This window comes from Burkholderia sp. 22088 (assembly GCF_052045915.1).
GTDB lineage: Bacteria > Pseudomonadota > Gammaproteobacteria > Burkholderiales > Burkholderiaceae > Burkholderia > Burkholderia cepacia.
Map to the genome: position 1 here is coordinate 203,499 of NZ_JBQEPY010000002.1, position 24,137 is coordinate 227,635.

Below are 24,137 nucleotides of genomic sequence, written 5' to 3' on the forward strand. Positions count from 1 at the left end.
CCACTGCTTTACCGCACTGAAAGTCCGACTCAAAGAATACAAGCCAGAAAAGCAACGAGATTGCCGTTATGTCGATAGCAACAGCATTACGAAACTTTGCGTCCGGTCTGGTCGACTGGAACACCCGGCCCGTCGCCCTGCATTTCGGGCAGGCGCAACATGCGGTCGGCCATCTGCTGGCGCTTCATCACGCCGATATTCGCGAAGGACTGATGTCGGGAATCGACGGGCAGCTGACCTGCATATCCACCCACGCCCATCTGGCGCCCACGCTGTTTCTCGGCCTGCCGGTGTCGGTCCGGCTGACGACCGACCGGGGCGACGTGCGGGCGATCAATGCGATCGTGCACGACGTGCAGGCCGGTCAATCCGACGGCGAGTTGACCGTGTATCAGCTGCGCATCTGCGATGCGCTGTCGTTGATGGACCGCCGCATCAATTCCCGCGTCTTCCGGTCGCGGAACATCATCGACATCCTCGGCACGCTGCTGAACGAATGGCGGCAACGCAGCCCCGCCCTCGCGCGCGCGTTCGATTTCGACTTGTCGGGATTGCGAGCCGAACGTTATCCGGCACGCGAACTGACGCGGCAGGTCAACGAGTCGGACGCCCGTTTCGTGCGCCGGCTGTTGCGACGCGAAGGCATCACCGTCTTTGCAAAGGCGTGGGCGGTCGGCAACGCGCGCGGCACGGCCGACGAGCGGCCGATCCACACGCTCGTGTTCTGCGACGACCCGCTGCGATTGCCGGAATCGCCTGCCGGCACCGTGCGCCTTCATCCGCGCGATTCGGGAACCGCGCAACGCGATACGGTGACGTTGTTTGCGCATCATCAGCGCCTGTCTCCCGGCAAAGCCGGCCGTCCGTCGTGGGACTACAAGAAGGCGCGCATGGACGATTCCGCGATCGCGACGAGCATCGATCAGGGCGACGCCGGCAACGACCTGGCCCGGCTGCTGACCGATGTCGCGATCGACATTCCGCACGTCGGCGACTCGTGGAACGATCACGACCGCATCACGCATGACCGGATACTCGCCCACCAGTTCGCGGCGGAGCGCTATGACGGTATCGGCCACGTTCGCGACATGCCGGTCGGCTGCTGGTTCACGCTGACGGGCGCCCCCGAACTCGACATGAAGCCGGCCGAGCAGCGGCAGTTTGTCGTGACGTCGGTACGGCACGACATCCGGAACAACCTTCCCGAAGACCTGGCCGGCCGCGTGATCGCGCTGTACGCAGCCAGCCGGAACCTCCCGCAAGCCGCTCCACCTGCGCCGGCCGATGCGTCGGAACAGGCAGATACGCGCTACGAGAACCATTTCACGTGCGTGCGTCGCGGCGTGCCGCTCACGCCGTCCTACGATCCGACAATCGACCTTCCACCGGCTCACCTGCTGACCGGCACGATCGTCGGCACGCAGGGCGAGGAAGTATTCTGCGACGCGGCCGGCCGCGTGCGCGTACGGATTCATGGCTTCGATCCCGCCGATCACGAACACGCGCAAGGCGCCGGAACGAACGGGTCGGCCGGCGACAGCGCACCGATACGCGTCGGCGCGAGTCTGGCGGGCGCAAACTTCGGCACGCTCTTTCTGCCCCGCGTCGGGATGGAAGTCTTGCTGGGCTGCCTGTCGGGCGATCCGGACCGCCTGGTCATCATCGGCGTGCTGAGCAACGGCGCGAACCCGCCCGCGACGTTCACGCATACCGGTGCGCTACCCGGCAACCGTTACGTGTCCGGGATCAAGACGAAGGAAATCAAGGGCGCTCGGTACAACCAGCTTCGCCTGGACGATACGCCGTCGCAGATATCCGCGCAGTTGGCGAGCGAGCATGCGCATACCCAGTTGAACCTGGGTTATCTGACGCAGCCCCGCAAGGATGGACACGGTGCCGATCGGGGCGAAGGCGCGGAGTTGCGCACCGATGCCGCGGCGGCCTTGCGCGCGGCCCAGGGCATCCTGTTCTCGACCTATGCGCGCACATGCGCGACCGGTGGTCAGCTCGATCGTGACGAACTGATTCAGTTGCTCGACCAGTGCATGATGCTGTTCAACTCGCTCGGCGACTATGCCGGCCAGCACGGCGGACGGGCCGCGGATACCGCCGGGCAGGAGAAGATCGTCGATGCGTTCCGTCACTGGAAGCCCGATCTTGCGGATGCCGGTTCCGCCGGCGACACGTCCGCCTTGATGGCGTTCGGCGCACAGGCAGGATCGCTGCACGTCACGCCCAGGACGCATGTCATGTATGCGGGCGAGAACATCGACCAGATTGCCCAGCGGCACGTGCAGGTCGCGAGCGGTGAGCGCATCAACCTGCACGGCGGCCATGGCGTCGCGATGTTCGCGCACAGCGGCGGCGTGTCGGCCATCGCGAATCGCGGGAAGGTGACGATCCAGTCGCAGGACGACGACACGCAGGTGGATTCCGCGAAGAACATCCAGTTGACCGCGGCCGGCGGCAAGCTCGCCGGCATGGCGAACGACCAGGTCGTGTTCGTCACGTCGGGCGGTGCGTACCTGAAGCTGAACGGCGGCGACATCGAACTCGGGTGCCCCGGCACGTTCACCGTGAAGTCGGCAGGCCATGCGTGGGGCGGCCCGGCCAGCATGAGCACCGATATGCCGACGTTCGACCACGCCCCGCTCGGCCGTGTGCCGAAACTCGTTCGCGCGACCGACGGCGATGCGGTGGCGGGGTTCGACGGGCACATGCAGCGGGCATCCGAAGCGCTGTCGAACCTGACCACCGACGCGGCCGGCGAGCTGCCCGCAGTGCATGGCGACCAGTTCGAAACGCTGTCGGTGCAGTTCATCAAGAAGAACGGCTAAGACCATGACCGATTCGATTCTCGACCATCGGCCAGTAGCGGGCGCGCGCGCCGACGCGCCCGACACGACGACCGACGCACCCGCCACCGCTGCATCGCACTCCGAATTGCCTCCTGTCGTCGTCGGCAGAGCCGAGGGGCCGATGCTGTTCGACAACGACAAGCGGCTCATCTGCGTCAAGCAACTGCCGTTGCCCGGCGTCGTCATCTTCGTCCACGGCGTCAACTCCGAGGGCGAATGGTACAAGGCGTCCGAAGAGGGATTGTGCAAGGGCCTGAATCGTCGGCTGGGACGCCTGGACGACCAGATGACGTATCACGGGGTCGACGCCGGGCAGTTGACGCCTGCGAAGTACACCGAGAGCGTGACGCCGGAGGGGTTTCTGAATCCGAAACTGCTGCCAAACAACTACGTCAAGCCCGATCCGTCGTTTTCTCCGGTCATCCATTTTCGGTGGGGCTACCGCGCGACACTGGAAGAACTGAAGGAATACGGCGACAAGATCTTTCTCAACGAGAAGGATTATTGGGGAGGCGGCCCGTTCACCAATGGCTGTTCGAGCTTGCCCGATCTCTGGCACGGTGGCCTCGACGACCGAGCCGTGGGGTGGATAACCGTGCAGGGCATCAACCCGACCAACCGGCCGCTGTATCGCGCGCCGCCGCGCGCGTATGGCGTGCTGGCCGCGCTGCGGCTTGCCAAACTGATCGAGTCGATTAGGAAGATGCGCGCCGACGTGCCGATCACCGTCGTGTGTCACAGCCAGGGGAATATCGTCGGCCTCACAGGCGCGTTCTTCGGTGACGCGTTACCGGAAGTGGAAGACCCGTGGGGCCGCAAGGGACGCTGCGTCGCGGATGCCTACGTGCTGGCGAATGCCCCGTACAGCCTGGCGAACAGCGAAGGCCCGCACAAATCCGACACGTTCATGGATACCTGGTCGCAACGTGCGACGAAGGATGCCGAGGGCAAGCGCGGCCGGCAGACCTACGCGGCGCGCACTCAGACGCTCCGCACTTTCTTGTCGATGATTGGCGATCGCGCTGCCCATGAACCGTCGCCAGACACGGTCGACGCCGACATGGCGAACAACCGGGTATCGCCGACGAGCAACAAGTCGTACACCGCACTGGCCGACCGTGCACGCCACGGCCTGAACGGATCGACGTACGGGCGCGTCACCGCGTATTGCTGTCCGCACGATCAGGTGATTTCGGCGATCACCGTGCAGGGTATCGGCTGGCGCGGCATCGACAGGCACGAACTGACGGATATCGGCGTACACGGGGTCCTGACGCAGCGCGTGTTCGCGTCCGGCTTCGATGTCGGTGTGCAGAAGCGCTATCGCTATTGGGAAGACGACTGGCGGTACGGCAAGAAAGGCACGAAGAGGGGCTTCTGGTATCCGCCCTCGCCGCCGGCGAAGTTCAATCTGATCGGCGCGCTCAAGGGAAATGAGTCGGTGTGGGGAATGGCGGCAACGCTGTTCTCGGCGCCGATCATGTTCGTCGCGACCGCGGTCAGTTCGGCAATGAACATGTTTCGCGTGAATGCCGATCCGCCGAAGGGTTGGGAGGTATTGGCGGACGCACCGGCCCTGGACGAGACGTTTCCGCCGCAGGCGTTGAGGTTCGACAAGCCGATTCTGACCGAGGACGGCGAAGCAACAAGTACCTTCAACGAAGGCAACGATCCGCCCTCCGCGTGGCGCGATGCGAGCAAGGCCGATGCGGACAAACGGGCCGACGATCCTTACGACCGCTACAAGGCGAAGAACACCGACGGTGACGCTCATGGCACGGCCGAAAGTGAAGCCGGGCAGCGTTACGAAGACCGCGCCCTGATGCGGATGGAAGCGCGCCGCACGTTGAACACGGAGTGGATCGACAGCGATGGTCACGTCATCGGTGAAGACGGCAAAAGCGCGCTACCTGAAGGCTACAAGGAATGGCGAGACAAACAGATCGTGGATTGGCTTGATCGCGGTACGACGAACAGCCCGACGAACCACTCGACGACGATGACCAACCCGGAGCATGCGGAAAAGGCGCTTGCGTATGACGTGGCGATCGGTCCGTGTTACCTGACGCCTGATCAGATCTACGACCTGCGAATTGAAGCAGATTGGCGGATGGGTGAAGGTATTCCTGAAGAAAATCCGAACCGGAAATACTACGACTACTTTATGTCCGGGATGCTCGATCGAATGACGATGCATGAATGGGTACATACGGACGATTGCGAAGGCAATATTCCCGTCAAGATCGAAGACGAGCGCGAGGGCCAGCTCTATCTGAAGGTTGGAGGGCCGCTATGAAGGCTCTGATCGCTACTCGATCCCGACGCATCGCCATCGCCCTTACAGGCTGGCTAATCGCAATCCCGCTGATGGCCACGCTAATGGCACATGTCGAACAACCAGACCCGGCACACTTGGAAATAGGAGATTGGATGAAACGATTCGTAGCTGTGCCCGGCTTGCTGGCGCTCATGACCTTCCTATTCACCACGGCCATGGCACGGCCGGCCCAAGCAGAGACGCCTCCCGATCTAGTCACTCGCTCAGCCACCCATACGGAAGAACCTGCCAAGCCGTTCGTCGCACAGGTCGTCGGCATGATTTGGTTGAATCCATTGCAACGGATGGATTACCCGACAGAATGGCAACTGTTGTGGGCGCAAGGCCTTGTTACGCCGAACAAGAACGACGACATGGTGCGCACTGATCCTGATTCGTTCACGACGCTCAAAGCGATCGGTTCCCTGGTGTATGGCAATCGTGGGACAGAGACGTTCAAGGGGTTCTATGCCAAGTACATTGATAAATCCATACTGCTGCTTCGAACGCGCTACGGGACTAATTCAAAGTATTTCTACACGGTGAAACCAGAGGATCAGAAATACTGGCGCGAACTCGCCGGCATACGCGTCGAAATTGCTATTCCTACTCGTCTCGACGCAACGTTTGCTCGATCGCGCCTGGTCGATCGAATGATGACATTCTATGAAATCGGCCCGCCGTCTCCCAAAACTCTGTGGAGCCGCGACACGCCCCCTGACGTGCAGATCACACAAGGCGGTGCAAACGCCGGCTTCACGTCGTTGAACAACGCGCTGGACTACCTGCAAGCGAACCCCGACAAGAGCGTGTGGGTGATGAATTGGGACGCGCCGAATTTCCCGCCCACCGACGCCCAGATCAACGAGAACCTCGTCGTGCTGTTCCTCGCCGGTCCGACCTTCAACACCGAGCGCGAACCACTCGCGTGGATCGGCAAGGCCGCGACCGGCAACACCGCCGAGTTTTCGCAGAAGGCCGGCACGACACGAACGGTGCAAGCGTGGAAGGCAACCATCGATCAGGCAGCACGCAACGCCGGGATTGCCGTTCCGGATATCAAGTACATCGTTCACGATGCCGGTGCCGGTAGCGACGCCGCATCGGCGCGACTTGTCGGCTTATCGCAGACACTCACCGAAATCCTGCCGGAGTACGACCACAAGAATCAGGCGTTCAACACCGCGGCCTTGCTCGGCGACATGGGAACCGGCAGCACTTTGACCGACGTTGCGCTGGCGATCGGCCGGATCAATCACTACGGCGGCAACGCGCTCGTCGCAGGCACGACCGACCCGAGACACCCCGCGGCCGTCGTGGTCATGCCGCCGGCCAATCTCACGCCGATCGATCCGAACGAGGACTGGTTCCGTGCGCGTGGCGGGAACAACGCTTACCTGCCGTGGTGGGGGCGCCGTCACGACACCAACTACGGGATGCAGGGCTATTCATGGTGATGCATGCCGACGCGCGGCGCGTTGAGCACGAACGCGCCCGCCACACCAAATCACACTGGGAATGGGTTATATGCGAGGAATCATTCGAACAGGCGACCTGCACACTCACGGCGGCCGGGTCGAATCCGGGGCGGCGACGAGCAAGGTGATGGGACGCGCGGTCGCCCGCGTCGGCGATGCATGTTCGTGCCCGCTTCACGGCGCCTGCGTGATTGCTGAAGGAGACATGGCATTCGATGTCGAAGGCCGCCCCGCCGCATTCCACAATCACAAGACGTCCTGCGGAGCGGCATTGATTTCTACCCTGCAAACTTCCGGGCGCATCTGAATGGCACAGATTCGACGCATGACAGCCGAACAGTTTCAGTTGTTGAGGCTGCACGATACCCGGATCAAGCCGGTGAACCGGTGGGCCTTGTTTGAAATCTTCGTCAGGGGCAGGTCGCAGCGCAAGCTCGCCGCCGAACTCGGCATCACCAATTCCGCCATGTCGCAGCTGGTCCGGAGAGCGTGGCAGCGATATCTGGCATTGCCGGGCAACGACACGCGCCTGACCACCCTGACGATCACGATCCCTGCCAGGTACGAAAGCGCCTTGCATGCGTGGGTGCGTGACACTCACCGACAGGCCACGCCAATCGATCCGCTGTGACCACCCGGTCGAGCCGGGGGAAACGCCGCGCCCCCTTCCCCGTTTCGCAGACGTCGCGGGACATCGTTTCCCCCGCAACCCAGAGACGGGGCCATCTCGCGCGGCGCCATTGATCAAGAAACAAATTCCCCCAATCGCCACAAAAACAAAACCACATTCCACGTTAGACCCAAACACCGACCCATTTTGGATCCTTTTTCCCTTCTGTCCCCCGTATCATTTCTCCCATTCTGAAAGAACAGAGCAAGAGACGGACATGAGCGAACCCACCACGCTGCACTACCTAGACTACGCAGCCACGACGCCCGCCGATCCCCGCGTGATCGAAGCGATGACGGCCTGCCTCGGCTTCGACGGCATCTTCGGCAATCCCGCATCGAGCTCGCACGCCGCCGGCCGGCTGGCGAAAGACAAGGTCGAGCAGGCCCGCGCGCAAGTTGCCGCGTTGATCGGCGCGGATGCCGACGAGATCGTCTGGACGTCGGGCGCCACCGAATCGAACAACCTCGCGCTGAAGGGTTACGCGGAAAACGCGACCGACAAGCGCCACCTGATCACGAGCCGCATCGAGCACAAGGCGATCCTCGACACGATGGCGAACCTGTCGAAGCACGGCATGTCGGTCACATTCGTCGCGCCCACGCACGACGGCGAGATCACCGCCGACGCGGTCGCTGCCGCCATCGGCCCCGATACGGGCCTCGTGTCGCTGATGCTGGTGAACAACGAGCTCGGCACGCTGACCGATATCGCCGCCATCTCCCGCATCGTGCACGCCGCCGGCGCGCTGCTCCACGTCGACGCCGCACAGGCGCTCGGCAAGACGCCGATCGACGTGCGCGCGCTCGGCATCGACATGCTGTCGATGTCCGCGCACAAGGTCTACGGCCCGAAGGGTATCGGCGCGCTGTTCGTGCGCCGCGACATCGCCAACCGGATCGCCCCGCAAATCCACGGCGGCGGCCACGAGCGCGGCCTGCGCTCAGGGACGCTCGCGACGCATCAGATCGTCGGCATGGGCGTTGCATGCGAACTGGCCGCTGAAAAGCTCGACGGCGAAGCCGCGCGGATCGCGGCGCTCGGCGCGCGCCTGACGAACGCGCTGGCCGCGCTCGGCGACGTCACGCAGAACGCGGCCACGGCACGCCGCATCCCGCACACGCTGAGCCTGACGGTGAATGCGCCCGGCTTCTTCCCGTTCATGCTCGACGAAGCGCTCGCCGTGTCGTCGACCTCCGCGTGCAACTCGGCCAGCGGCGCACCGTCGCACGTGCTGACCGCGATCGGCCTCGACGCGGAGACGGCGGGCCGCACCGTGCGCGTGAGCTTCGGCCGCTTTACGACGGAGCAGGACGTCGATTTCGCGATCGCCTGTTTCCGCCGCGCGATCGAGCAGTGTCGTGCGACGGCCGCGAACGGGTTTTCCGCTTCGCGGCAGATCACGCCGGCCGACCTGAAGGCGATCCGCAACGCCGGCTTCCGCTCGGTGATCTGCAACCGTCCCGACGGCGAAGGCGTCGACCAGCCGGCATTCGACGAGATCGCCGCGGCGGCTCGCGAACTGGGCCTCGACGCGCGCTACCTGCCGGTCGAGCGCGACCGCATCGGCGAGGCGGACATCGACGCATTCGGCGCGCTGGTCGATACGCTGCCGAAACCGGTGCTCGCATACTGCGGAAGCGGCAACCGGGCCGGCATGCTGTGGAATCGCCTGTCGGCACGACGCACGGCCTGAGGCGGCACACTTCCGTCGTTACACCGCAACGTCCGCGTTCACGCACGAAGCCGACGCTTCGCTGCCTGAACGCGCGGTGACGCCGGCCTACTCGGCCTCACTTCCCTTCATCGCCGCCCATCGGCGTATAGATCGCCAGCTTCAGCGCGGGATCGTCGTTCGCCTGGAACGTCGCGTACTCGTAGCGCTGCGCGCCGCGTTGCGCGTGGACGAGCACCTTCTCGCCCGACACGCCGCTGCGCACGTCGTGCTCATCCCACCATTGCGCGAACTCGACGCTGCCGGCGCGCAAGCGTTCCACCAGTGCGACGAATGCCGGCTCGCTCGCGTAGAGATCGTGGTTCGCGCGAAACAGCGCGATCATCCGGCGCGCCTCGTCGGCCCAGCTCGCGGCGAAGAGCGCACGCGCGTGCGGCTCGACGAACATGTAGACAAGGATGTTGCGATCGGCTTCCGCCAGCCGGTCGAAGCCGAGCAGCTCGGCCGCTGCGGCATTCCACGCGAGGATGTCCCAGCGCCGCCCGGTCACGTAGGCCGGCTGTCGAAGATGTGCAACGAGCCGCGCGATCGCGGGCGGCACGCGCTCCGGCACGAACGCACGCGCCTCGTCGCGCCGTGCGAGCGTGCGCAGATGGGCAGCTTCGGCCTTGTCCAGCCGCAATGCGCGTGCCAGCGCGTCGAGCGTCGCATCCGACGGGCTGACGTCACGCCCCTGCTCGAGCCGCACGTACCAGTCGACGCCGATGCCGGCCAGTTCCGCCACTTCCTCGCGCCGCAGGCCGGGCGTGCGCCGGCGCGGGCCACCGTGCAGGCCGACGGCATCCGGCCGCAGCTTCTTGCGCCGCGAGCGCAGGAAATCGCCGAACGGGGTTCGCGTGGTGACGGTCATCGGGTTCGCTCCGTGCAGGGTGGTATTGGCCGATCCTGGGCTCGCGCCGGGCCTTGTTGCGGATTCTAAGCCTGCCAGAATCGGCGCGTCCCCCACCCTCGGGAACCCTCATGAAAGCTGCGATCCTGAAGTCACTCGGCCTGCCGCTCGCCGTCGAGACGATGCCCGATCCCGTGCTCGGCACCGGCGAGGTCATCGTGGATGTCGTCGCGACACCGGTTCTGCCCTACGCGCGGGAAGTGTTCAGCGGCGAGCGCCGCTATCCGATCGCGCTGCCGATCGTCCCCGGCTGCGGCGCGATCGGCCGGGTCCGGCAAACCGGCCCCGATGCGACGCAGTTGCAACCGGGCGACTGGGTGTTCTGCGATCCGACCGTGCGCTCGCGCGACGATGCGCGGATGCCCGACATCGTTTTGCAGGGCTGGAGCGCGCGCGGCGAAGGCGGCAAGCAGTTGCAGCGGTATTTTCACGACGGCCCGTTCGCCGAGCGGCTGCGCGTGCCGACCGAGAACGCGGTACGCATCGGCGATATCGCCTCGGCCGACGCCGCGCGCTGGTGCGCGCTCAATACGCTGCTCGTGCCGTACGGCGGGCTGCTCGCGTCCGACCTGCGCGCGGGCGAGATCCTGCTCGTCAGCGGCGCGACCGGCCACTTCGGCAGCGCAAGCATCGCGGTGGCGCTGGCCATGGGCGCGCGGTGCGTGGTCGCGCCCGGCCGCAATGCGCGCGTACTGGCCGACCTCGAGCGCCGCTTCGGCGATCGCGTGCGCACGGTCGAGCTGACCGGCGACGAAGCCGCGGATCGCGCCCGCATGCAGCAGGCGGCACCGGGGCCGATCGACTGCGTGATCGACCTGATGCCGCCTGCGGTGCCGGCGACGACGGTGCGTGCCGCCGTGATGGCCGTGCGCCCCTACGGGCGCGTGGTGCTGATGGGCGGCGTCGGCATGCTCGGCGGGGCGGGGCTCGAGCTGCCGTATCCGTGGATCATGCGCAACGACATCACGCTGCGCGGCAAGTGGATGTACCCGACAGAAGCGGTGACGCTGATGGCGGGGCTCGTCCACGGCGGGCTGCTCGACCTCGGGCATTTCGACGTGACGACGTTCGCGCTCGACGACGCGAACGATGCGGTCGCACATGCTGCCGCGAACGGCGGGCCGTTCAGGGTGACGGTGATCGCGCCCTAGCCTCCGCATCGCGATCGTGGCGGCGTGCGATGCGACGCGATGAAAGGCGCGCGCGAAGCACTGCGCGAGTTTCCGCTGGCAAAGCCCGGGCGCCAGTGAATTCCGGCACAATGCCCGTCGTGTCCGTCACCCGAAACCCGCATGCCCTGCCCGTCAAATTCCCGCGCGCGGAAGCGCGCTGGCGCCGACGCCCTTTCCCCCGACAGCCCCTGCAACCGGCAGCATGCCGGCCGGGCCGCCGCGCTGCTGCTTGCCGTGAGCCTCGCCGCGTGCGACGCGACGCCCGTCCCTGACCGGCTCTCGGACTTCGATGCGACCTACGCGATGCAGGAGCGGTTCGGCCTCGGCGACGTGTTGGTATTTCTCGGGTCCTGCATCGGCGCCAAAAACCCGACTTATCCGGGCCAGGCCGCCTGCACCGCTGTCATCTACTCGAACGGCCACGGATCGGAAACGCAGGCCGACTTCCACTGGAACGGGAAGAAATGGGTGGCCGAGCCCACCGCGTCGCAGGATCTCCTGCCTTACCCCGATCCCAAGCTCGCAGAGTGGGTGAAGTAAGCGCGCGCGACGCGCCGCTACTTCGGATACTCCAGTTGCAGTGCGACCCAGCCCGATGTCGCGTCACCGTAGCGTGCCGCGATGTCTCCGAGCACACCCGGAAGCACCGATTCGCCACGCCGTCCGGCTGGCATCGCCACGCGCGCGTGCCCGGCAGTCGCCGGCTGCGCCAGCAACCGCAGCCCGTGCCTCGACTCGATCACGCGCGCGCCCGCCGTCGCGACGACGTCGCTGCGCCAGGTCCGCGCCCACGCATCGGCCGTCAGCGCAACCGGAAGCTCGTCGAACCCGTCTTCGACCGGAAGATCGAACGTCTCGTGCCGCCAGAACGCGAGGCGGTTCGTCAATGCGACAGCCACCGCCCGCGCGGTCAACACGAACCGGCTGCCGTCATGAACGTCGCTCCATGCCTGCGCACCGACGCGCCGCGCAGTCTCGCGCGCCGCGGCCGGCCCCGCCAGCGCACTCACCAATGCCAGCGAAGCGGGAATCGACGCCGACACGCCGGTCGTCGTCATGACGTCGCCGTCCATCACATAGCGGCGATCGTCGACCCACGTCGTCCCGGTAAAGCGGCGACGCAGGCGGTCGCGCGAATACCAGTGCGACGTCGCCGTGCGATGCTGGAGCAGGCCCGCGTTAGCGAGGACTTCCGCGCCATCGCAGATCGCCACCATCGTCGCGCCGCCGACGGCCTGCTTGCGCAACCACGCCAGCACCGCCGGCCGGTCGGCACCGTGCAGCGCGGGGACGATCACGACATCCGCCCCGGCCGGAACGGTCGCGTCGAACCGGTCGAACGTGGTGTCGGCCAGCATGCGCAACGCGGGCATCAGTTCGACCTCGCCTTCGTCGGCCGATACGGCGACGACATCGGCCGCACCGGACGTCTTCAGAATCGCGTACGGAACGATGAAATCGGTCGTCTCCGTTCCTGCATTGTCCGCGACGATCGCCACGAGCGGCCGCACGCGGCCCGCCTTCGGCGCGCCGACCGTGAGCGCTCGCGCGACCGGCGGTGCGTCCTCCGCCCTCACCGGTGCCGGCCACCCCGCCGCACACGCGCCCAGCACCGCGCACACGAGCAGCACTGCCCCGCCTGTCTTCCCTGACCGCATCGTCCACCCGTATCCGTCGATTGCACGTCCGGAAAATTACAAGGATCATGCTCGCGGTCACAAGGACAACTCCACCGCACTTTCCGCCATGTCCCAGTCAACCTGTTCGGCACGCGACATCGTTGTCGTCGGCTTCGAAGGCGTCCAGTCGCTCGACATCACGGGCCCGATGGAAGTGTTCGCGGTCGCGAACCGTCATCTTCCCGACCATGCGCTGCCGTACCGGCTCACGCTCGCGTCGCAACACGGCGACGACATCGTCACGCACGCGGGCCTGCGCCTCGCCGGTACGGCCCCGCTGGCGGCACTGCCGGGACAGATCGACACGATCGTCGTCGCCGGCGGCAATGAAGCGGCACTGCGACACGCCGCGTCGGAAGCCGGCGTGCTGCCTTGGCTGCGCACGCGAATCGCGGACACGCGGCGAATCGCGAGCATCTGCACGGGTGCGTTCGTGCTCGCCGCGGGCGGATGGCTGGACGGCAAGCGCGCGACCACGCACTGGAACCAGTGTGCGACGCTGCAGGCGCTGTGCCCCGACGCGCGAATCGAACCGGACGCGATCTACGTGAGCGATCCGCCGTTTCATACGTCGGCCGGCGTGACGGCCGGCATCGATCTGTGTCTTGCACTCGTCGAGGCGGACTGCGGCGCGCCGACCGCGCTAGCGGTCGCGCGCGAACTCGTGCTGTTCGTGCACCGTCCCGGCGGGCAGGCGCAGTTCAGCGTCGGGCTCGATATCCAGGCCAACGCGACGCCGCGCATGCGGACGCTGCTCACCGGGATCGCCGACGATCCGACCGGCGATCTCGGCGTCGCCGCGCTGGCCGCACGGATGCACATGAGCGAACGCTCGTTTGCGCGCAACTTCCTCAAGGAAACCGGACAATCGCCCGCGCAGTTCGTCCTTGCGGCACGCGTCGAGCGTGCGAAGGCGCTGCTGGAGCGGGCCGACTGGCCGCTCGAGCGGATCGCCGAGCGGTCGGGATTCGGCAGCGTCGACGCGTTGCAGCGCGCATTCGCGAAGCAGGTCGGCGTCTCGCCGCGCGACTATCGCGCACGCTTCGGCGTGAGGCGCGACCGGCAGCGGATCGCGTAGGCCGGCGCACCGCGCAATACGCGTTCCAGCGTACGTTGAACCTGAACCCCGACGCGTACCTGCGGGCCGTGCGCCTGAATCACGCACGCCGCGAGCTTCGGCTCGGCGATTCCGTGACGTCCGCGGCCACCAAATGGGGCTTCCGGCACCTGAGCAGTTTCGCGCAGGACTATCGCGCGATGTCCGGCGAGTTGCCGTCGGCCACCGCGAGGCGCTACGCGCGCCACGCAACCTGAACGCTTGTCACCTTCCGGCGGCCGGTGCGAACGATTCCGCACCGGCCGCCGCCCTGCCTGCTACGTCACTCGTCCTGCTGATCCTGCTGTGCCTGCACCTGCCGCTGCCGGATGAACTGCCGTACATCGCTCATCGTCACGCGGCCGGTGTGCTTCGCATCGATCTCGTCGAAGTGCTTCGACACGAAGCCCAGGCCGCTGCTCTGCGCCTGCGCCTTCGTCACGGCCGCGCCGTTGCTCAGCACCGTATTGGCGCCGAGCCGCGCATCGACACGCTGCTGCGCCTGCTGCTGCAACGTCGCGCCGGTCGACGGCAGCACCGGCGCCGCCCGCGTGGCAGGAAAGAACGGACCGTCGACACCGTGCCCGCCGTGCGGCAGCTTCACCGGCGCCACCGACTGCGGCGGCAACGCGTGGGCACTGCTCATCACGGCACCGAGGACGATCAACGGGGACATACGCCGCATCAAATTGATTAGGGACATGATCACTCGCATTCAATGGATGAATAGAGGGTTCCTTTGACAAGGAGTCCGTCGCTCAAGGGGCCGCCGCCAGCGTCGTCGCGGCCGTCGCGCCCGGGACGCTGCCGGTCGGCACGCCCGGCGGGTTTTCATCCGGCCACGGCGGCGGCAGCGTGTGCAGCGTCAGTGCCGTCGGAATCCGCGCGCCCTTGTAGAACGTCTTCAGGTCCCGCTTCATCTGCGGACGGGCAACGTCGTCCAGGTAGATCATGTGGCCGCCCTGGAAGAAGTTCACCTGCAGCTTCGGATTCAGGCCCTTCACCGTCTGCAGCCGCGCGAGCTGCTTCTCGGTGTTGAAGAACGGCGTCGCGAGATCGTGGAAACCGTTCTCCGCGAGCACGCGCAGCTTCGGGTTGAGCTGCAGCGCACCGAGCAGATCGGGGATCGTGTCGGGCATCGGCTGGCCGTCGTGCGAGAAGTCCCAGACGCCGATGATGTTGTCGTTCAGCGGCAGGTACGTCGCGTTCGGCGCGGTATAGCCGAGGTAATCCGGCATCTGCGTCGCAAGCGCGTTCGTGAACGGCTGCGAAATCAGGATGTCGGACGGGTCGCCGTCGTTCTGCAGCCGCGGATCGGAGTTCGGCAACGACACGCGTCCGTCATACCGGCCGATCGTCGTCCCGGGCAGCAGGCTCGTGCCGAACGGATTCGCGTTGAAGTAGCCGCGCAGCGCCTGTTGCGTGAGGCTCGACGGGATCGACCACAGCTTGAGCGTCGCGTCGCTCGGGAACACCGGCGTGCCGAGCGCATCCGGAATGCCGAGCTGGCTCAACACCCACGACTGCGAATACTTCTGCAGCTGGTTGTAGATCAGCGTCGTGAACAGTTCCGTCTGCAGTGCGTACAGATCCTGGTTCACCGGTGCCGGCGAAACCTGGTTGAAGTACGCCGCGACCGCCGCATAACCGGGCAGGTAACCGGCCACAGTATCGGTTTCGAGCAGCAGCCCCTCCGTCGACTGCGTGATCGCCACGGCTTCCACCGCATCCGCGAAGTAGTTCAGGATCGCCGACTGCAGCACGATGCCCGTCAGGTGCACGCCGGCCGATTCGAGCGCCAGCGCGAGCATGTCGGTACGCGGCGTGCCGTACGATTCGCCGTACAGGTAGATCGGCGACGTGCTGCGGCTGTTGACGTTCAGGTAGCGCTGGATGAAGTCGCGCATGATGTTCACGTCCGCGTCGGAACTCCAGTATTTCTGGTTGGTGTTCGGCAACACGGCTTCCGACAGCCCGGTGCCGGGCGGGTCGATGAACACGAGGTCGGTGGTGTCGATCAGGCTGTCGGCGTTGTCGACGAGCGGATAGTTCGGCCAGTTGCTGCCGAACCCCGGATCGGGCGTGGCCACGCGGGTCGGCGCGAACGAGCCGAGACGCAGCCAGATCGACGACGAGCCGGGGCCGCCGTTATAGACGAACGTGACGGCGCGCGGCTTGCCGTTCGTGCTCGGTGCGGTGTACGCGACATACGACATCGACGCCTCCGCATTGCCGTTCGCGTCCTGCGCGGTCAGGTGGCCGGTGGTCGTCGTGTAGTTGACGGTCGTGCCGCCGTTTTTCCACTGGTAATGCATGACGGCCGCTTTCTCGGACACCTGGGCGGGCGCGAGGCCATCGCTCGCGTTCAACGAATAGGCGACCTGGTCGATGTAAGGCTGGTTGGCCGCCGGTGTCTGGCTGCTGGCCGCTTGCGCGCTGGCCTGCTGACTGGCCGTTGTCTGCGCGAGACTCGATGCGCCGACGGACGACGAATCGTCGCCGCCGCACGCCGAGAGCGCGAGTGTCATCGCGGTCAATGCGCCTAGCCCGGCCATCCGGCCGCGATGGCCATGGCTGCCGGTACTGCTCCTGTCTGGTTTCATCTCGTTCCTTGTGGCTGGTTCGGATACCGCTTCACAAAGGCCGCCCTCACTGGCGAGACGCGCAGCAACACCCGCCACTCGCGCAAAGGCGGTTGGGATCGGACTGCTTCAAGAGACTGAACGTGATACAGACACAGCAAACTGCTGGCGAGAATCGTGCTTGAACCGCCCCCTGCAGTTTGGACTTCTTTTCTGATTACCGAAATTTACGACATCGACAAAATAGGCGGTGCTGCGCCGCGTTGTCAAAGATCATTCCGATATTAAAAATCCCGCAATGATGCGAAGGACCGCCAGTGTCTGGCATTTGAAAGAAAACGGGATTATTCGTGCAAGGTGCGTCTTGTCGGCAATGCCGCGCCGAATATTTTACTTTTCGCGCACAGCGACGAAGCCTTTACTGCATTGATGCAGCACGCTCAATACCTTCAGATCGACAGGATTTTTCTTTCATTTTTATTATCGCCAATCGATTAATGCATTGCGGCGAAATGCGGGCTTGATTAGAAGATTCGATTCACTTCAATCATTCTTCAATCCTGGGCTTATGCATCCCCGCCATCCATAAAATACCGATTTCGCGGAATTGCCTCGGTTCCAGTGGAATTATTTACCCGATATCCGGCCGGGTTTGTCGATGCGCGAGCGGCGTGCGATTCATCCGCCGCCGCCCGCGCGACGACGTGCGCACGTGCCGCACGTCGTCCATCGCGAAGCCGGTTCAACCCGCGCTCAATGGCCGCCGCCCGGCAGCGCGATATCGATCAGCACCGGGTCGTGATCCGACGAACGATACGCATCCGGCGCGTAGAACGTCTTCTGCTGCTCCGCCGATTTGTAGGCGAGCGTGTACTGCAGCGCGAGCGGTTCGTCCGCGTTGATGTGCCATTCGTGCACGGCCTTCACGTGCGACGCGAGCGGCAGTGTCGCGAGCGCGTGATCGAGATAACCGGCTTCGCCGTTGTACACGTAGCTGTACGCATTCGCGCCGATCCAGCGCGCGACGAGATTGCGGTAGCCGCGCGATTCGAGCGTGCGGATCGGGTCTTCATACGTGTAGCTGTTGAAATCGCCGATCAGCAGCACGCCCTGGCCCGCGACGCCCGTCGGGTTGCCGGCGAGCCAGTCGGCCACCTTCGCCGCCGCGCGCGTGCGCGTCGGGTTCCAGCAACCCTGGCCGTCACCCTGGTCGAGATCGTCGTTCGTGGCGTCCGGGCAGTTCTTCGACTTCAGGTGGTTGACCGCGACCGTCAGCGACTGCTTGTTGCCGCCGACCAGCCGGAACGACTGCGCGAGCGGCTGGCGGTTCTTGTCGTCGATCGCGAGCGTGGCCGCGCGGCCGACCGGCTCGACCTTGCGGCTGTCGTAGATCAGCGCGACCGCGATCGCATCGCCGCCGAGGCGCGACACGCCCGGATCGACCACGCGCCAGTGGTTGCCGAGCTTCGCCGCGAGCTGGCGCACCGCGCTCAGCTCGCCGTAGCCGTTGTTCTGGATTTCCATCAGGCCGATCACGTCGGCGTCGATCGCCTTCAGCGCGCTGACGATCTTCGCTTCTTGGCGCTGGAATTCCTGGAAGTTCTTCGCGCCGCGGTTGTTCGGATCGTCGAAGCCGCCGCCGAGACCGTTGCCGTTGAAGTAGTTGAGGACGTTGAACGACGCGACGCGCAGGTTCGATTTCGGATCGCGCGCGGGTGCATTGGTGCGCGGGTTCGTGCGCGCGTCGAATGCCGGCACGGCCGCGCCGGGCAGCGGCTGCACGCGCCATGCGCCGTAACGCACTTCGAGCACGCCTTCGACGTCGCGCACCGTGTAGCCCGCACGCAGCGTGTTCGCGGCCGACAGGCCCGGCGCCGGATACGGCACGGTCGCGGGGTTCTGCTTGTTCGAGCCGTCGTCGAGGACGAGACGGTTGCGTGCGTTCGCATCGATCTGCGCCTGTGCCTGCGCGGGCGGCACGACACTCGTCGGCGTGCGCAGGCGACCGTTGCTGAGCATCACGCTGCCGTAACGGCCGAGTTCGTAGTTGTCGGTGACGTTCAGCGTCTGCGGCAGGCGCACCAGCATCCCTTCATACGCGGCGAACGCGTTCGGGCTGTCGACCGGCAGCGTGAGCGTCGCGGGCGTGACGGCCTGGCCGTTCGCGCACACCGCGATCGCGCCCGACTGCGTGAGCTGCGTCTGCCCGTACTTCTCCTCGACCTTGCCCGTCACGTGCACGAGGTCGCCGGCCTTCGCGCGCACTTTCGGCGCATAGACGAACAAGCCCTCGGACACGCCCGGCTGGTTGCGGCGCTGCGCATCGGCCTGCTGGACGAAGAAGCCGCCGAAGCCGTCCGTGCCGCCGAAATCGGCGGTGACGACGGCTTCGATCGACACGTTCTGGCCGGCGAGCGGCGACGGCGCGCCCGGGCCCTGGATATCGGCGATCGGCGTCGTGCTGCCGCCGCAGTTCGGGCTGACGGGCGCGGCGGTGGCGGCGAAAACCGGCGCGGCGAGCGTCGGGAGCAGCAATAGCGGGGTGAAGAGGCGGATTGTCGAGCGCATGACGGGGAATCCCGGTTGTGAGGGTGGCGAAAGCTTAGCGGCGCTCAATGACAGTTTTTGGTAATCGAAAGACAGGTCGATGTAATCGTCGTCATCACGCTGCGATCGCCACCGATCGCATGTTCTGGCCTGAAAATGCGGGGAAATCGTCCGGCAATAAATTCGTCGTGCTCCCGACGACTCCCCCGCGTGCCTTCGCGCATGGCCCGCCGCGCTAAACCGTCCCCGGCAATGCGCTCGACACGAGCACGGCCGCCACCATCAGCACGCCGCCGAGCACGACCGCCTCGATCCGCAGCACCGCACCGAATTGCCGCAGCGGGCCGGCCGGCATCGCAGCGGCCGGATCCTTCAGCGCGGCCAACAGCTTCGGCATCCCGAAGAAGCGGTTGTGCCCGCCGAGCGCCGCGGCGATCAGCACCAGCGCGAGCTTCAGCAGCAGGATCTGCCCGTACGTCGACGCGAGCAGGTTGGCGGGCGTATCGACGCCGCGCCAGCCGTTGTACGCGCCGGTCGCGAACAGCACGATCAGCGCATATGTCGATGCATCGGACAGCGACTGCACGAACGATGCGCCCGTCGTGCGTTCGCTCACGGGCATGCCGATGAGCCGCGACATCACGCCGAACGCCGTCACGAGCACGAGCCCGACCCATGCGCTGATCGCCAGCAGATGCAGCCAGTCGACCCATACCGGCACGCTGAACAGCCCTGCGTCGACCGGATGCCCGCCGTTGCTTCGCGCGAGCGCGACACAGGCGAGCGCGGCCCAGATCGCGAACGGAAAGCGCGAATCGTGCGCTCGCCTGACGAACGACAGCAGCACGACGACGAGCATGAATACGGCGCCGGCCAGCCACGCATGACCGAACCCCGTGCCCGCGAGCATCGCGCGGACGGACGGTCCGGCGTCGAGCATCGACACGTCGCTCATCAGCGCGCAGTGCGCCCAGAACGCGGTGATGCTGGCAAGCAGCGACACGACGGACGCGATGCGCAGCGTCGCGACGAGCCGCCGCCCGATGCCGTGCTGCCACGCCGACGCGCCGCGCGCGAGCCAGTGGCTGCCGAGCAACGCGCCGACGACGACGGCGAACCCGGCATTCTGGATCGCCACCGACACGAGCCGCAGGAGACCGACGAAGCCGTCGTTCACCCTTTCACCTTGAACGTATAGGTGCCCTTGGTGCGATGCGCATCGGCCGTCATCGCGACCCACTGCACCGTGTACGCGCCCGGCGCGAGCTTCGGCATCACAATGGTCATCACGCGCGGGTTCGACGCATCGACCTTCGCCTTTTCCTGCGAGACGGCATTGCCGTTCGCGTCCGACACCTTCACCGAACTGAACGTCGGTTCGAGGTCTTCGTTGAATGCAAGCCGCAACGTGTCGGGCGCCGTGTCGACCGTGCTGCCCGCAGCCGGTGCGGCGCTTTCCAGCTTGCCGTGCGCCGATGCGGCGACCGGCGCGGCCGCGACGATCGTGCCGGCCGCGGCGAAGGCGGCCAGCCGCCTGAGAGTCGTGATCTTCATGTTCATGCCTCGCGTCACGGCTTCTTCAGCTCGACGACGGTCAGCGCGCCGCCCACGTCCTCGGCGACGAAGTCGATCTTGTCGCCCACCTTCACCTGCGACAGCATCGCCGGGTCCTTCACCTTGAACACCATCGTCATCGCGTCCATCCCGAGGTTCTCGAGCGGGCCGTGCTTGATCGTCAGCTTGGCCGCAGCCGTATCGACCTTGCGGATTTCGCCGTGCGACATGCTCCGCTTTGCCGCGGCTTCCTGCTTCGCGCCACCGCTCATGTCCATGCCGGCCATGTCGCCGGCCGCGTACGACGCGGCGGAAAACGCCAGCGTCCAACCCGTTGCCATCAAAACCAGTCCCTGCTTCATCGTGTCGACTCCCGTGTGAGTGAATGGAAACCGGCGGCCGTATCGGTACGGCCGCCGCATGCTGCTGCTCAACCGTCCGGCAGTTCGCCGGTGTACTCGTACGCGACGGTGCCCTTCGGATGCCTGAACCAGCCCGGATCGCGATAGTCGTTGCGGCCGAGGCCCTGCCGCACCTTGCAGACCGTGAACATGCCGCCCATCTCCAGCGGCCCGAACGGGCCCGTGCCCGTCATCATCGGCAGCGTGTTGTCGGGCAGCGGCATCTCCATGCCGCCCATCGCGCCGCCCGTGCTGCCCATCGCCATGTAGTCGGGCACAAGCTTGCCGATGCGCTGCGCGAGATCCTTCTGCGGCACGCCGATCAAATTCGGCACCTGGTGGCCCATCGCGTTCATCGTGTGATGCGACTTGTGGCAGTGGAATGCCCAGTCGCCCGGGCGATCGGCGGTGAACTCGATCGCGCGCATCTGGCCCACCGCGACATCGGCCGTCACTTCCGGCCAGCGCGCCGCCGGCGGAATCCAGCCGCCGTCGGTGCCCGCGACTTCGAAGCTGTAGCCGTGCAGGTGGACCGGATGGTTCGTCATCGTCAGGTTGCCGAAACGAATCCGCACGCGGTCGCCCGCGCGCACCGGCAGCGGATCGATGCCCGGGAACACGCGCGAATTGAACGTCCACATGTTGAAGTCCGTCATCTCGTTCACGCGCGGCGTATAGCTGCCCGGGTCGATGTCGTACGCGGCGAGCAGGAACACGAAGTCGCGATCGACCGGCATCGTGCCGCGATCCTTCGGGTGCACGATGAACATGCCCATCATCCCCATCGCCATCTGCACCATCTCGTCGGCGTGCGGGTGATACATGAACGTGCCGTGCGCCTCGAGCTGGAACTCGTAGACGAAGGTCTTGCCGGGCGGGATATGCGGCTGCGTGAGGCCGCCGACGCCGTCCATCCCGTTCGGCAGCCGCAGCCCGTGCCAGTGAATCGTCGTGTGCTCGGGCAGCCGGTTGGTCACGAAGATGCGCACCTTGTCGCCTTCGACGGCCTCGATCGTCGGCCCGGGCGACTGGCCGTTGTAGCCCCACAGGTTCGCGTTCATGCCGGGCGCCATCTCGCGCACGACGGGCTCGGCCGTCAGGTGGAACTCCTTCCAGCCGTTCTTCATCCGCCACGGCAGCGTCCAGCCGTTCAGCGTCGCGACGGGCGTGTACGGCCGGCCGTTCGGCGGCACGAGCGGCGGCTGCGTGCCGGTTTTCGTCATCGTGGGCGCTTCGGGCAACGACGCGGCGCCGGCCTTGCTGACCATCGCCGCGCCGAGCAGCGCGGCGCCCGAGTGGCTGAGAAATTGTCGACGGGACACCATGTCAATGACCTTCAGGATGCGTTTGCGTCGCGGGCGCCGGTGGCGCCGCGGGAGTGGAAGCCGGCTGCGGCGCAGCGTCGGCATTGGAAGCGGATTCCGGCCGGGCAGATGGCGTCGCATGCGGCACGTCGCCCGGCGTCGGGAGCCGGCCCCCGACGGCCATCTGCAGATCGGTTTCGGCGAGCCAGTAGTCCTTCAGCGCATCGATGTAGCCGTTCACCGCGCCGACCTGCTCGCGTGCATCGGCCAGCAACTCGAACACGCTCGCGAGCATCCCGTTGTAGCGCAGCAGCAGCTCGTCCGAGATCGTCTTGCGCAGCGGCACGACTTCGTCGCGATAGTGGGTGGCGACGTCGTAGCTCGTCATGTAGGCCGCATACGACTCGCGCACTTCGGAACGCGCGTCGATGGCCGTTTTCGCGAGCCGGTTCGCCGACTGCATGTAGACGGCCTCCGCCCGCGCGACCTTCGCGCCGCCCCAGTCGAACAGCGGAATCTCGACGCTGATCTCGAAGCCGTGCTCGTGACCCTTGCCGGTCTCGTAGTCGTTCACGTAGCCGAGATCCACCGCATTGACGAGGCGCGTGGCCTTGCTCAGGCCGAGCGACGACGCGACACCCTGCGTCTGCAGCTTCGCGGCCTGGATGTCGAGGCGGTTGCCCATCGCGAAGCGTTCGAGATCGGGCAGGTTCGGCCGCGCTTTCGGCAGGTCGGGCAAGCGCTCGGGCAGCGTGTATTGCGTGCGTTCGCCCCACTGCCCCATCGCGCGCGTGAGCTTCTCGCGCGCGGCCACGGCCTGCTGGCGCGCCTTCGCGTGCTGCGCGACCGCATCGGCGTGGAACGCCTGCTCCCGCGCGTAATCGAGGCGGCTGAAGTTGCCGGCCTGCCGCATGCGCTGCGCCAGTTCGGCGGCCGCACTCGCGGCATCGCGCACCTGCCCTGCATAGTTCGCGGCCTGTTCGGCCGCGACGGCCTCGACATACGCGCGGCGCGCGTCGGCGGCCACCTTCAGCATCGCGTCGGCGGTTTCGAGCTTGGTCTGCTCGAAGCGGCGGCGTTCGATGTTCGTCGCAAGCGGCAGGGTCAGCAGCGCGAACACGTTCGCCGAGAACGTGCGGCCGAGGGTCAGCTCGCCGTCGCCCGCGCGTGTGCGGCTGAACGCGAAACGCGGGTTCGGCAGCCGGCCGGCCTGGACGAGATCGGCCTCCGACAGCCCCAGTTCCGCGTACGACGCCTGCAGGCCGCGGTTGTTCAGCAGCGCGACCTGCACCGCATCGTCGATCGACAGCGGCTTGGCGAGCAATTCCTTCGTGCGCGTGTCGACGGCTTCACGGTCGGCGTCGGTCCTGACCACGACCGCGTCCTTGCCGATGCGCTCCGACGCGACGGACGACACCGCGTCGAAACCGCCGTCCTTCGAAAACGTCGTGCAGCCGGCGAGGAAGGCCAGCACGGCCGCGGCCGCGCCGATCCTCGGCGAGATCGACAGCATCGTCATCGCGCGGCCTCCTCGTGCATCGAACGGGCAGCGCCGCCAGCCGCACGACCGGTCGTGCGCCCCTTCGCGGGCCGTTCCGTCACGTCGCGGTTCAGCTGTTTCCAGCCCGGGCCTTCGTCGTCCCGATACGGCCGGTAGCCGTCGAATGCGGACGTCACGGTGACGTCCGGCACCGCCGCGGCGGCGTCCGCCGGATCGGGCAGCGGGGTTTGCGCAGGCGCGAGCGACGGCACGATGGCCGCCGCGCCAAGCAGCGCCGCAGTAATCAATCGCATGAATGGGTCTCGTCGTGAGTCGTCCGGCGGGCGGGATGCCGCCGCCGGAGCGGATTGCGGA

The 24,137-nt window shown here is 66.2% G+C and carries 20 protein-coding genes and 1 pseudogene; 10 read left to right on the forward strand and 11 right to left on the reverse strand.

Features of this window, described 5'->3' with window-relative positions; all coding sequences use genetic code 11:
• The first annotated feature begins 68 nt into the window (after positions 1 to 68).
• From ACTJLD_RS04020 to ACTJLD_RS04045, 6 genes are all read left to right on the forward strand, one after another.
• Positions 69 to 2,837, forward strand: a complete 2,769-nt coding sequence (locus tag ACTJLD_RS04020) for a type VI secretion system Vgr family protein (RefSeq protein ID WP_440658049.1) — start codon at positions 69 to 71, stop codon at positions 2,835 to 2,837.
• A gap of 142 nt (positions 2,838 to 2,979) precedes the next feature.
• Positions 2,980 to 5,154, forward strand: coding sequence for a T6SS effector phospholipase Tle3 domain-containing protein (locus tag ACTJLD_RS04025; protein WP_440658267.1), 2,175 nt, complete (start codon positions 2,980 to 2,982; stop codon positions 5,152 to 5,154).
• The gene (locus ACTJLD_RS04030; protein WP_440658051.1) at positions 5,151 to 6,632 is read left to right on the forward strand and encodes a virulence factor; all 1,482 of its coding nucleotides are present in this window, start codon (positions 5,151 to 5,153) and stop codon (positions 6,630 to 6,632) included. Before ACTJLD_RS04025 ends, ACTJLD_RS04030 begins: the two co-directional genes overlap by 4 nt.
• A gap of 70 nt (positions 6,633 to 6,702) precedes the next feature.
• Positions 6,703 to 6,960 carry a PAAR domain-containing protein gene (locus tag ACTJLD_RS04035; RefSeq protein ID WP_081072723.1) on the forward strand — a complete coding sequence of 86 codons (258 nt, stop codon included), beginning with the start codon at positions 6,703 to 6,705 and terminating at the stop codon, positions 6,958 to 6,960.
• Between the two features lie 18 nt (positions 6,961 to 6,978).
• The gene (locus ACTJLD_RS04040; protein ID WP_440658054.1) at positions 6,979 to 7,284 is read left to right on the forward strand and encodes a TrfB-related DNA-binding protein; all 306 of its coding nucleotides are present in this window, start codon (positions 6,979 to 6,981) and stop codon (positions 7,282 to 7,284) included.
• Positions 7,285 to 7,540: 256 nt separating this feature from the next.
• Positions 7,541 to 9,019 (forward strand): aminotransferase class V-fold PLP-dependent enzyme, encoded by a 1,479-nt coding sequence (locus ACTJLD_RS04045; RefSeq protein WP_440658056.1) that lies wholly within the window; start codon positions 7,541 to 7,543, stop codon positions 9,017 to 9,019.
• A gap of 97 nt (positions 9,020 to 9,116) precedes the next feature.
• Here ACTJLD_RS04045 and ACTJLD_RS04050 read toward each other — a convergent pair whose 3' ends face one another.
• Positions 9,117 to 9,908, reverse strand: coding sequence for a helix-turn-helix transcriptional regulator (locus ACTJLD_RS04050; protein WP_440658058.1), 792 nt, complete (start codon positions 9,906 to 9,908; stop codon positions 9,117 to 9,119).
• Positions 9,909 to 10,018: 110 nt separating this feature from the next.
• On the opposite strand from ACTJLD_RS04050, the gene ACTJLD_RS04055 reads away from it, so the two are divergent.
• Positions 10,019 to 11,098: an alcohol dehydrogenase catalytic domain-containing protein gene (locus ACTJLD_RS04055; protein ID WP_027789815.1), complete on the forward strand. Its 1,080-nt coding sequence runs from the start codon at positions 10,019 to 10,021 to the stop codon at positions 11,096 to 11,098.
• 141 nt (positions 11,099 to 11,239) lie between these two features.
• Positions 11,240 to 11,659 carry a hypothetical protein gene (locus ACTJLD_RS04060; RefSeq protein WP_226254418.1) on the forward strand — a complete coding sequence of 140 codons (420 nt, stop codon included), beginning with the start codon at positions 11,240 to 11,242 and terminating at the stop codon, positions 11,657 to 11,659.
• Between the two features lie 17 nt (positions 11,660 to 11,676).
• Here ACTJLD_RS04060 and ACTJLD_RS04065 read toward each other — a convergent pair whose 3' ends face one another.
• Complete coding sequence (locus ACTJLD_RS04065; RefSeq protein ID WP_440658060.1) at positions 11,677 to 12,777, reverse strand: DJ-1/PfpI family protein; 1,101 nt, start codon at positions 12,775 to 12,777, stop codon at positions 11,677 to 11,679.
• An 88-nt stretch (positions 12,778 to 12,865) separates the two neighbouring features.
• Here ACTJLD_RS04065 and ACTJLD_RS04070 point away from each other — a divergent pair, with 88 nt between their 5' ends.
• Positions 12,866 to 13,876, forward strand: coding sequence for a GlxA family transcriptional regulator (locus ACTJLD_RS04070; protein ID WP_060358737.1), 1,011 nt, complete (start codon positions 12,866 to 12,868; stop codon positions 13,874 to 13,876).
• A pseudogene (locus ACTJLD_RS04075) lies at positions 13,873 to 14,112 on the forward strand (helix-turn-helix domain-containing protein); the annotation flags it as partial. The gene ACTJLD_RS04070 and the pseudogene ACTJLD_RS04075, both read left to right, overlap by 4 nt.
• Before the next feature lie 65 nt (positions 14,113 to 14,177).
• On the opposite strand, the gene ACTJLD_RS04080 reads toward ACTJLD_RS04075, so the two are convergent.
• The 9 genes from ACTJLD_RS04080 to ACTJLD_RS04120 form a co-directional block, all read right to left on the reverse strand.
• Positions 14,178 to 14,609, reverse strand: coding sequence for a hypothetical protein (locus tag ACTJLD_RS04080; protein WP_049098427.1), 432 nt, complete (start codon positions 14,607 to 14,609; stop codon positions 14,178 to 14,180).
• A gap of 43 nt (positions 14,610 to 14,652) precedes the next feature.
• Positions 14,653 to 16,497 (reverse strand): S10 family serine carboxypeptidase-like protein, encoded by a 1,845-nt coding sequence (locus tag ACTJLD_RS04085; protein ID WP_440658062.1) that lies wholly within the window; start codon positions 16,495 to 16,497, stop codon positions 14,653 to 14,655.
• Positions 16,498 to 17,229: 732 nt separating this feature from the next.
• Positions 17,230 to 19,044: an ExeM/NucH family extracellular endonuclease gene (locus tag ACTJLD_RS04090; protein WP_440658064.1), complete on the reverse strand. Its 1,815-nt coding sequence runs from the start codon at positions 19,042 to 19,044 to the stop codon at positions 17,230 to 17,232.
• Between the two features lie 214 nt (positions 19,045 to 19,258).
• Positions 19,259 to 20,200: a CopD family protein gene (locus ACTJLD_RS04095; protein ID WP_440658066.1), complete on the reverse strand. Its 942-nt coding sequence runs from the start codon at positions 20,198 to 20,200 to the stop codon at positions 19,259 to 19,261.
• Entirely contained in the window at positions 20,197 to 20,577 is a 381-nt protein-coding gene (gene copC, locus ACTJLD_RS04100; protein ID WP_440658067.1) for a copper homeostasis periplasmic binding protein CopC, read from the reverse strand. The genes ACTJLD_RS04095 and copC overlap by 4 nt, the downstream gene beginning before the upstream one ends.
• A gap of 14 nt (positions 20,578 to 20,591) precedes the next feature.
• Complete coding sequence (locus ACTJLD_RS04105) at positions 20,592 to 20,939, reverse strand: copper-binding protein (protein ID WP_440658069.1); 348 nt, start codon at positions 20,937 to 20,939, stop codon at positions 20,592 to 20,594.
• 68 nt (positions 20,940 to 21,007) lie between these two features.
• Entirely contained in the window at positions 21,008 to 22,303 is a 1,296-nt protein-coding gene (locus ACTJLD_RS04110; protein WP_440658071.1) for a multicopper oxidase family protein, read from the reverse strand.
• A 1-nt stretch (position 22,304) separates the two neighbouring features.
• The gene (locus ACTJLD_RS04115) at positions 22,305 to 23,801 is read right to left on the reverse strand and encodes a TolC family protein (protein ID WP_440658073.1); all 1,497 of its coding nucleotides are present in this window, start codon (positions 23,799 to 23,801) and stop codon (positions 22,305 to 22,307) included.
• Positions 23,798 to 24,076 (reverse strand): hypothetical protein, encoded by a 279-nt coding sequence (locus tag ACTJLD_RS04120; RefSeq protein WP_124918205.1) that lies wholly within the window; start codon positions 24,074 to 24,076, stop codon positions 23,798 to 23,800. The genes ACTJLD_RS04115 and ACTJLD_RS04120 overlap by 4 nt, the downstream gene beginning before the upstream one ends.
• Positions 24,077 to 24,137 lie beyond the last annotated feature (61 nt).

Bases quoted from the DNA above. Each gene is read 5' to 3' on its own strand.
- ACTJLD_RS04115 (WP_440658073.1), bottom strand. From the start codon at position 23,801: ATGACGATGCTGTCGATCTCGCCGAGGATCGGCGCGGCCGCGGCCGTG.
- ACTJLD_RS04025 (WP_440658267.1), top strand. From the start codon at position 2,980: ATGCTGTTCGACAACGACAAGCGGCTCATCTGCGTCAAGCAACTGCCG.
- copC (WP_440658067.1), bottom strand. From the start codon at position 20,577: ATGAAGATCACGACTCTCAGGCGGCTGGCCGCCTTCGCCGCGGCCGGC.
- ACTJLD_RS04040 (WP_440658054.1), top strand. From the start codon at position 6,979: ATGACAGCCGAACAGTTTCAGTTGTTGAGGCTGCACGATACCCGGATC.
- ACTJLD_RS04035 (WP_081072723.1), top strand. From the start codon at position 6,703: ATGCGAGGAATCATTCGAACAGGCGACCTGCACACTCACGGCGGCCGG.
- ACTJLD_RS04055 (WP_027789815.1), top strand. From the start codon at position 10,019: ATGAAAGCTGCGATCCTGAAGTCACTCGGCCTGCCGCTCGCCGTCGAG.
- ACTJLD_RS04030 (WP_440658051.1), top strand. From the start codon at position 5,151: ATGAAGGCTCTGATCGCTACTCGATCCCGACGCATCGCCATCGCCCTT.
- ACTJLD_RS04065 (WP_440658060.1), bottom strand. From the start codon at position 12,777: ATGCGGTCAGGGAAGACAGGCGGGGCAGTGCTGCTCGTGTGCGCGGTG.
- ACTJLD_RS04105 (WP_440658069.1), bottom strand. From the start codon at position 20,939: ATGAAGCAGGGACTGGTTTTGATGGCAACGGGTTGGACGCTGGCGTTT.
- ACTJLD_RS04060 (WP_226254418.1), top strand. From the start codon at position 11,240: ATGCCCTGCCCGTCAAATTCCCGCGCGCGGAAGCGCGCTGGCGCCGAC.
- ACTJLD_RS04085 (WP_440658062.1), bottom strand. From the start codon at position 16,497: ATGAAACCAGACAGGAGCAGTACCGGCAGCCATGGCCATCGCGGCCGG.
- ACTJLD_RS04110 (WP_440658071.1), bottom strand. From the start codon at position 22,303: ATGGTGTCCCGTCGACAATTTCTCAGCCACTCGGGCGCCGCGCTGCTC.
- ACTJLD_RS04090 (WP_440658064.1), bottom strand. From the start codon at position 19,044: ATGCGCTCGACAATCCGCCTCTTCACCCCGCTATTGCTGCTCCCGACG.
- ACTJLD_RS04050 (WP_440658058.1), bottom strand. From the start codon at position 9,908: ATGACCGTCACCACGCGAACCCCGTTCGGCGATTTCCTGCGCTCGCGG.
- ACTJLD_RS04080 (WP_049098427.1), bottom strand. From the start codon at position 14,609: ATGCGAGTGATCATGTCCCTAATCAATTTGATGCGGCGTATGTCCCCG.
- ACTJLD_RS04020 (WP_440658049.1), top strand. From the start codon at position 69: ATGTCGATAGCAACAGCATTACGAAACTTTGCGTCCGGTCTGGTCGAC.
- ACTJLD_RS04070 (WP_060358737.1), top strand. From the start codon at position 12,866: ATGTCCCAGTCAACCTGTTCGGCACGCGACATCGTTGTCGTCGGCTTC.
- ACTJLD_RS04045 (WP_440658056.1), top strand. From the start codon at position 7,541: ATGAGCGAACCCACCACGCTGCACTACCTAGACTACGCAGCCACGACG.
- ACTJLD_RS04120 (WP_124918205.1), bottom strand. From the start codon at position 24,076: ATGCGATTGATTACTGCGGCGCTGCTTGGCGCGGCGGCCATCGTGCCG.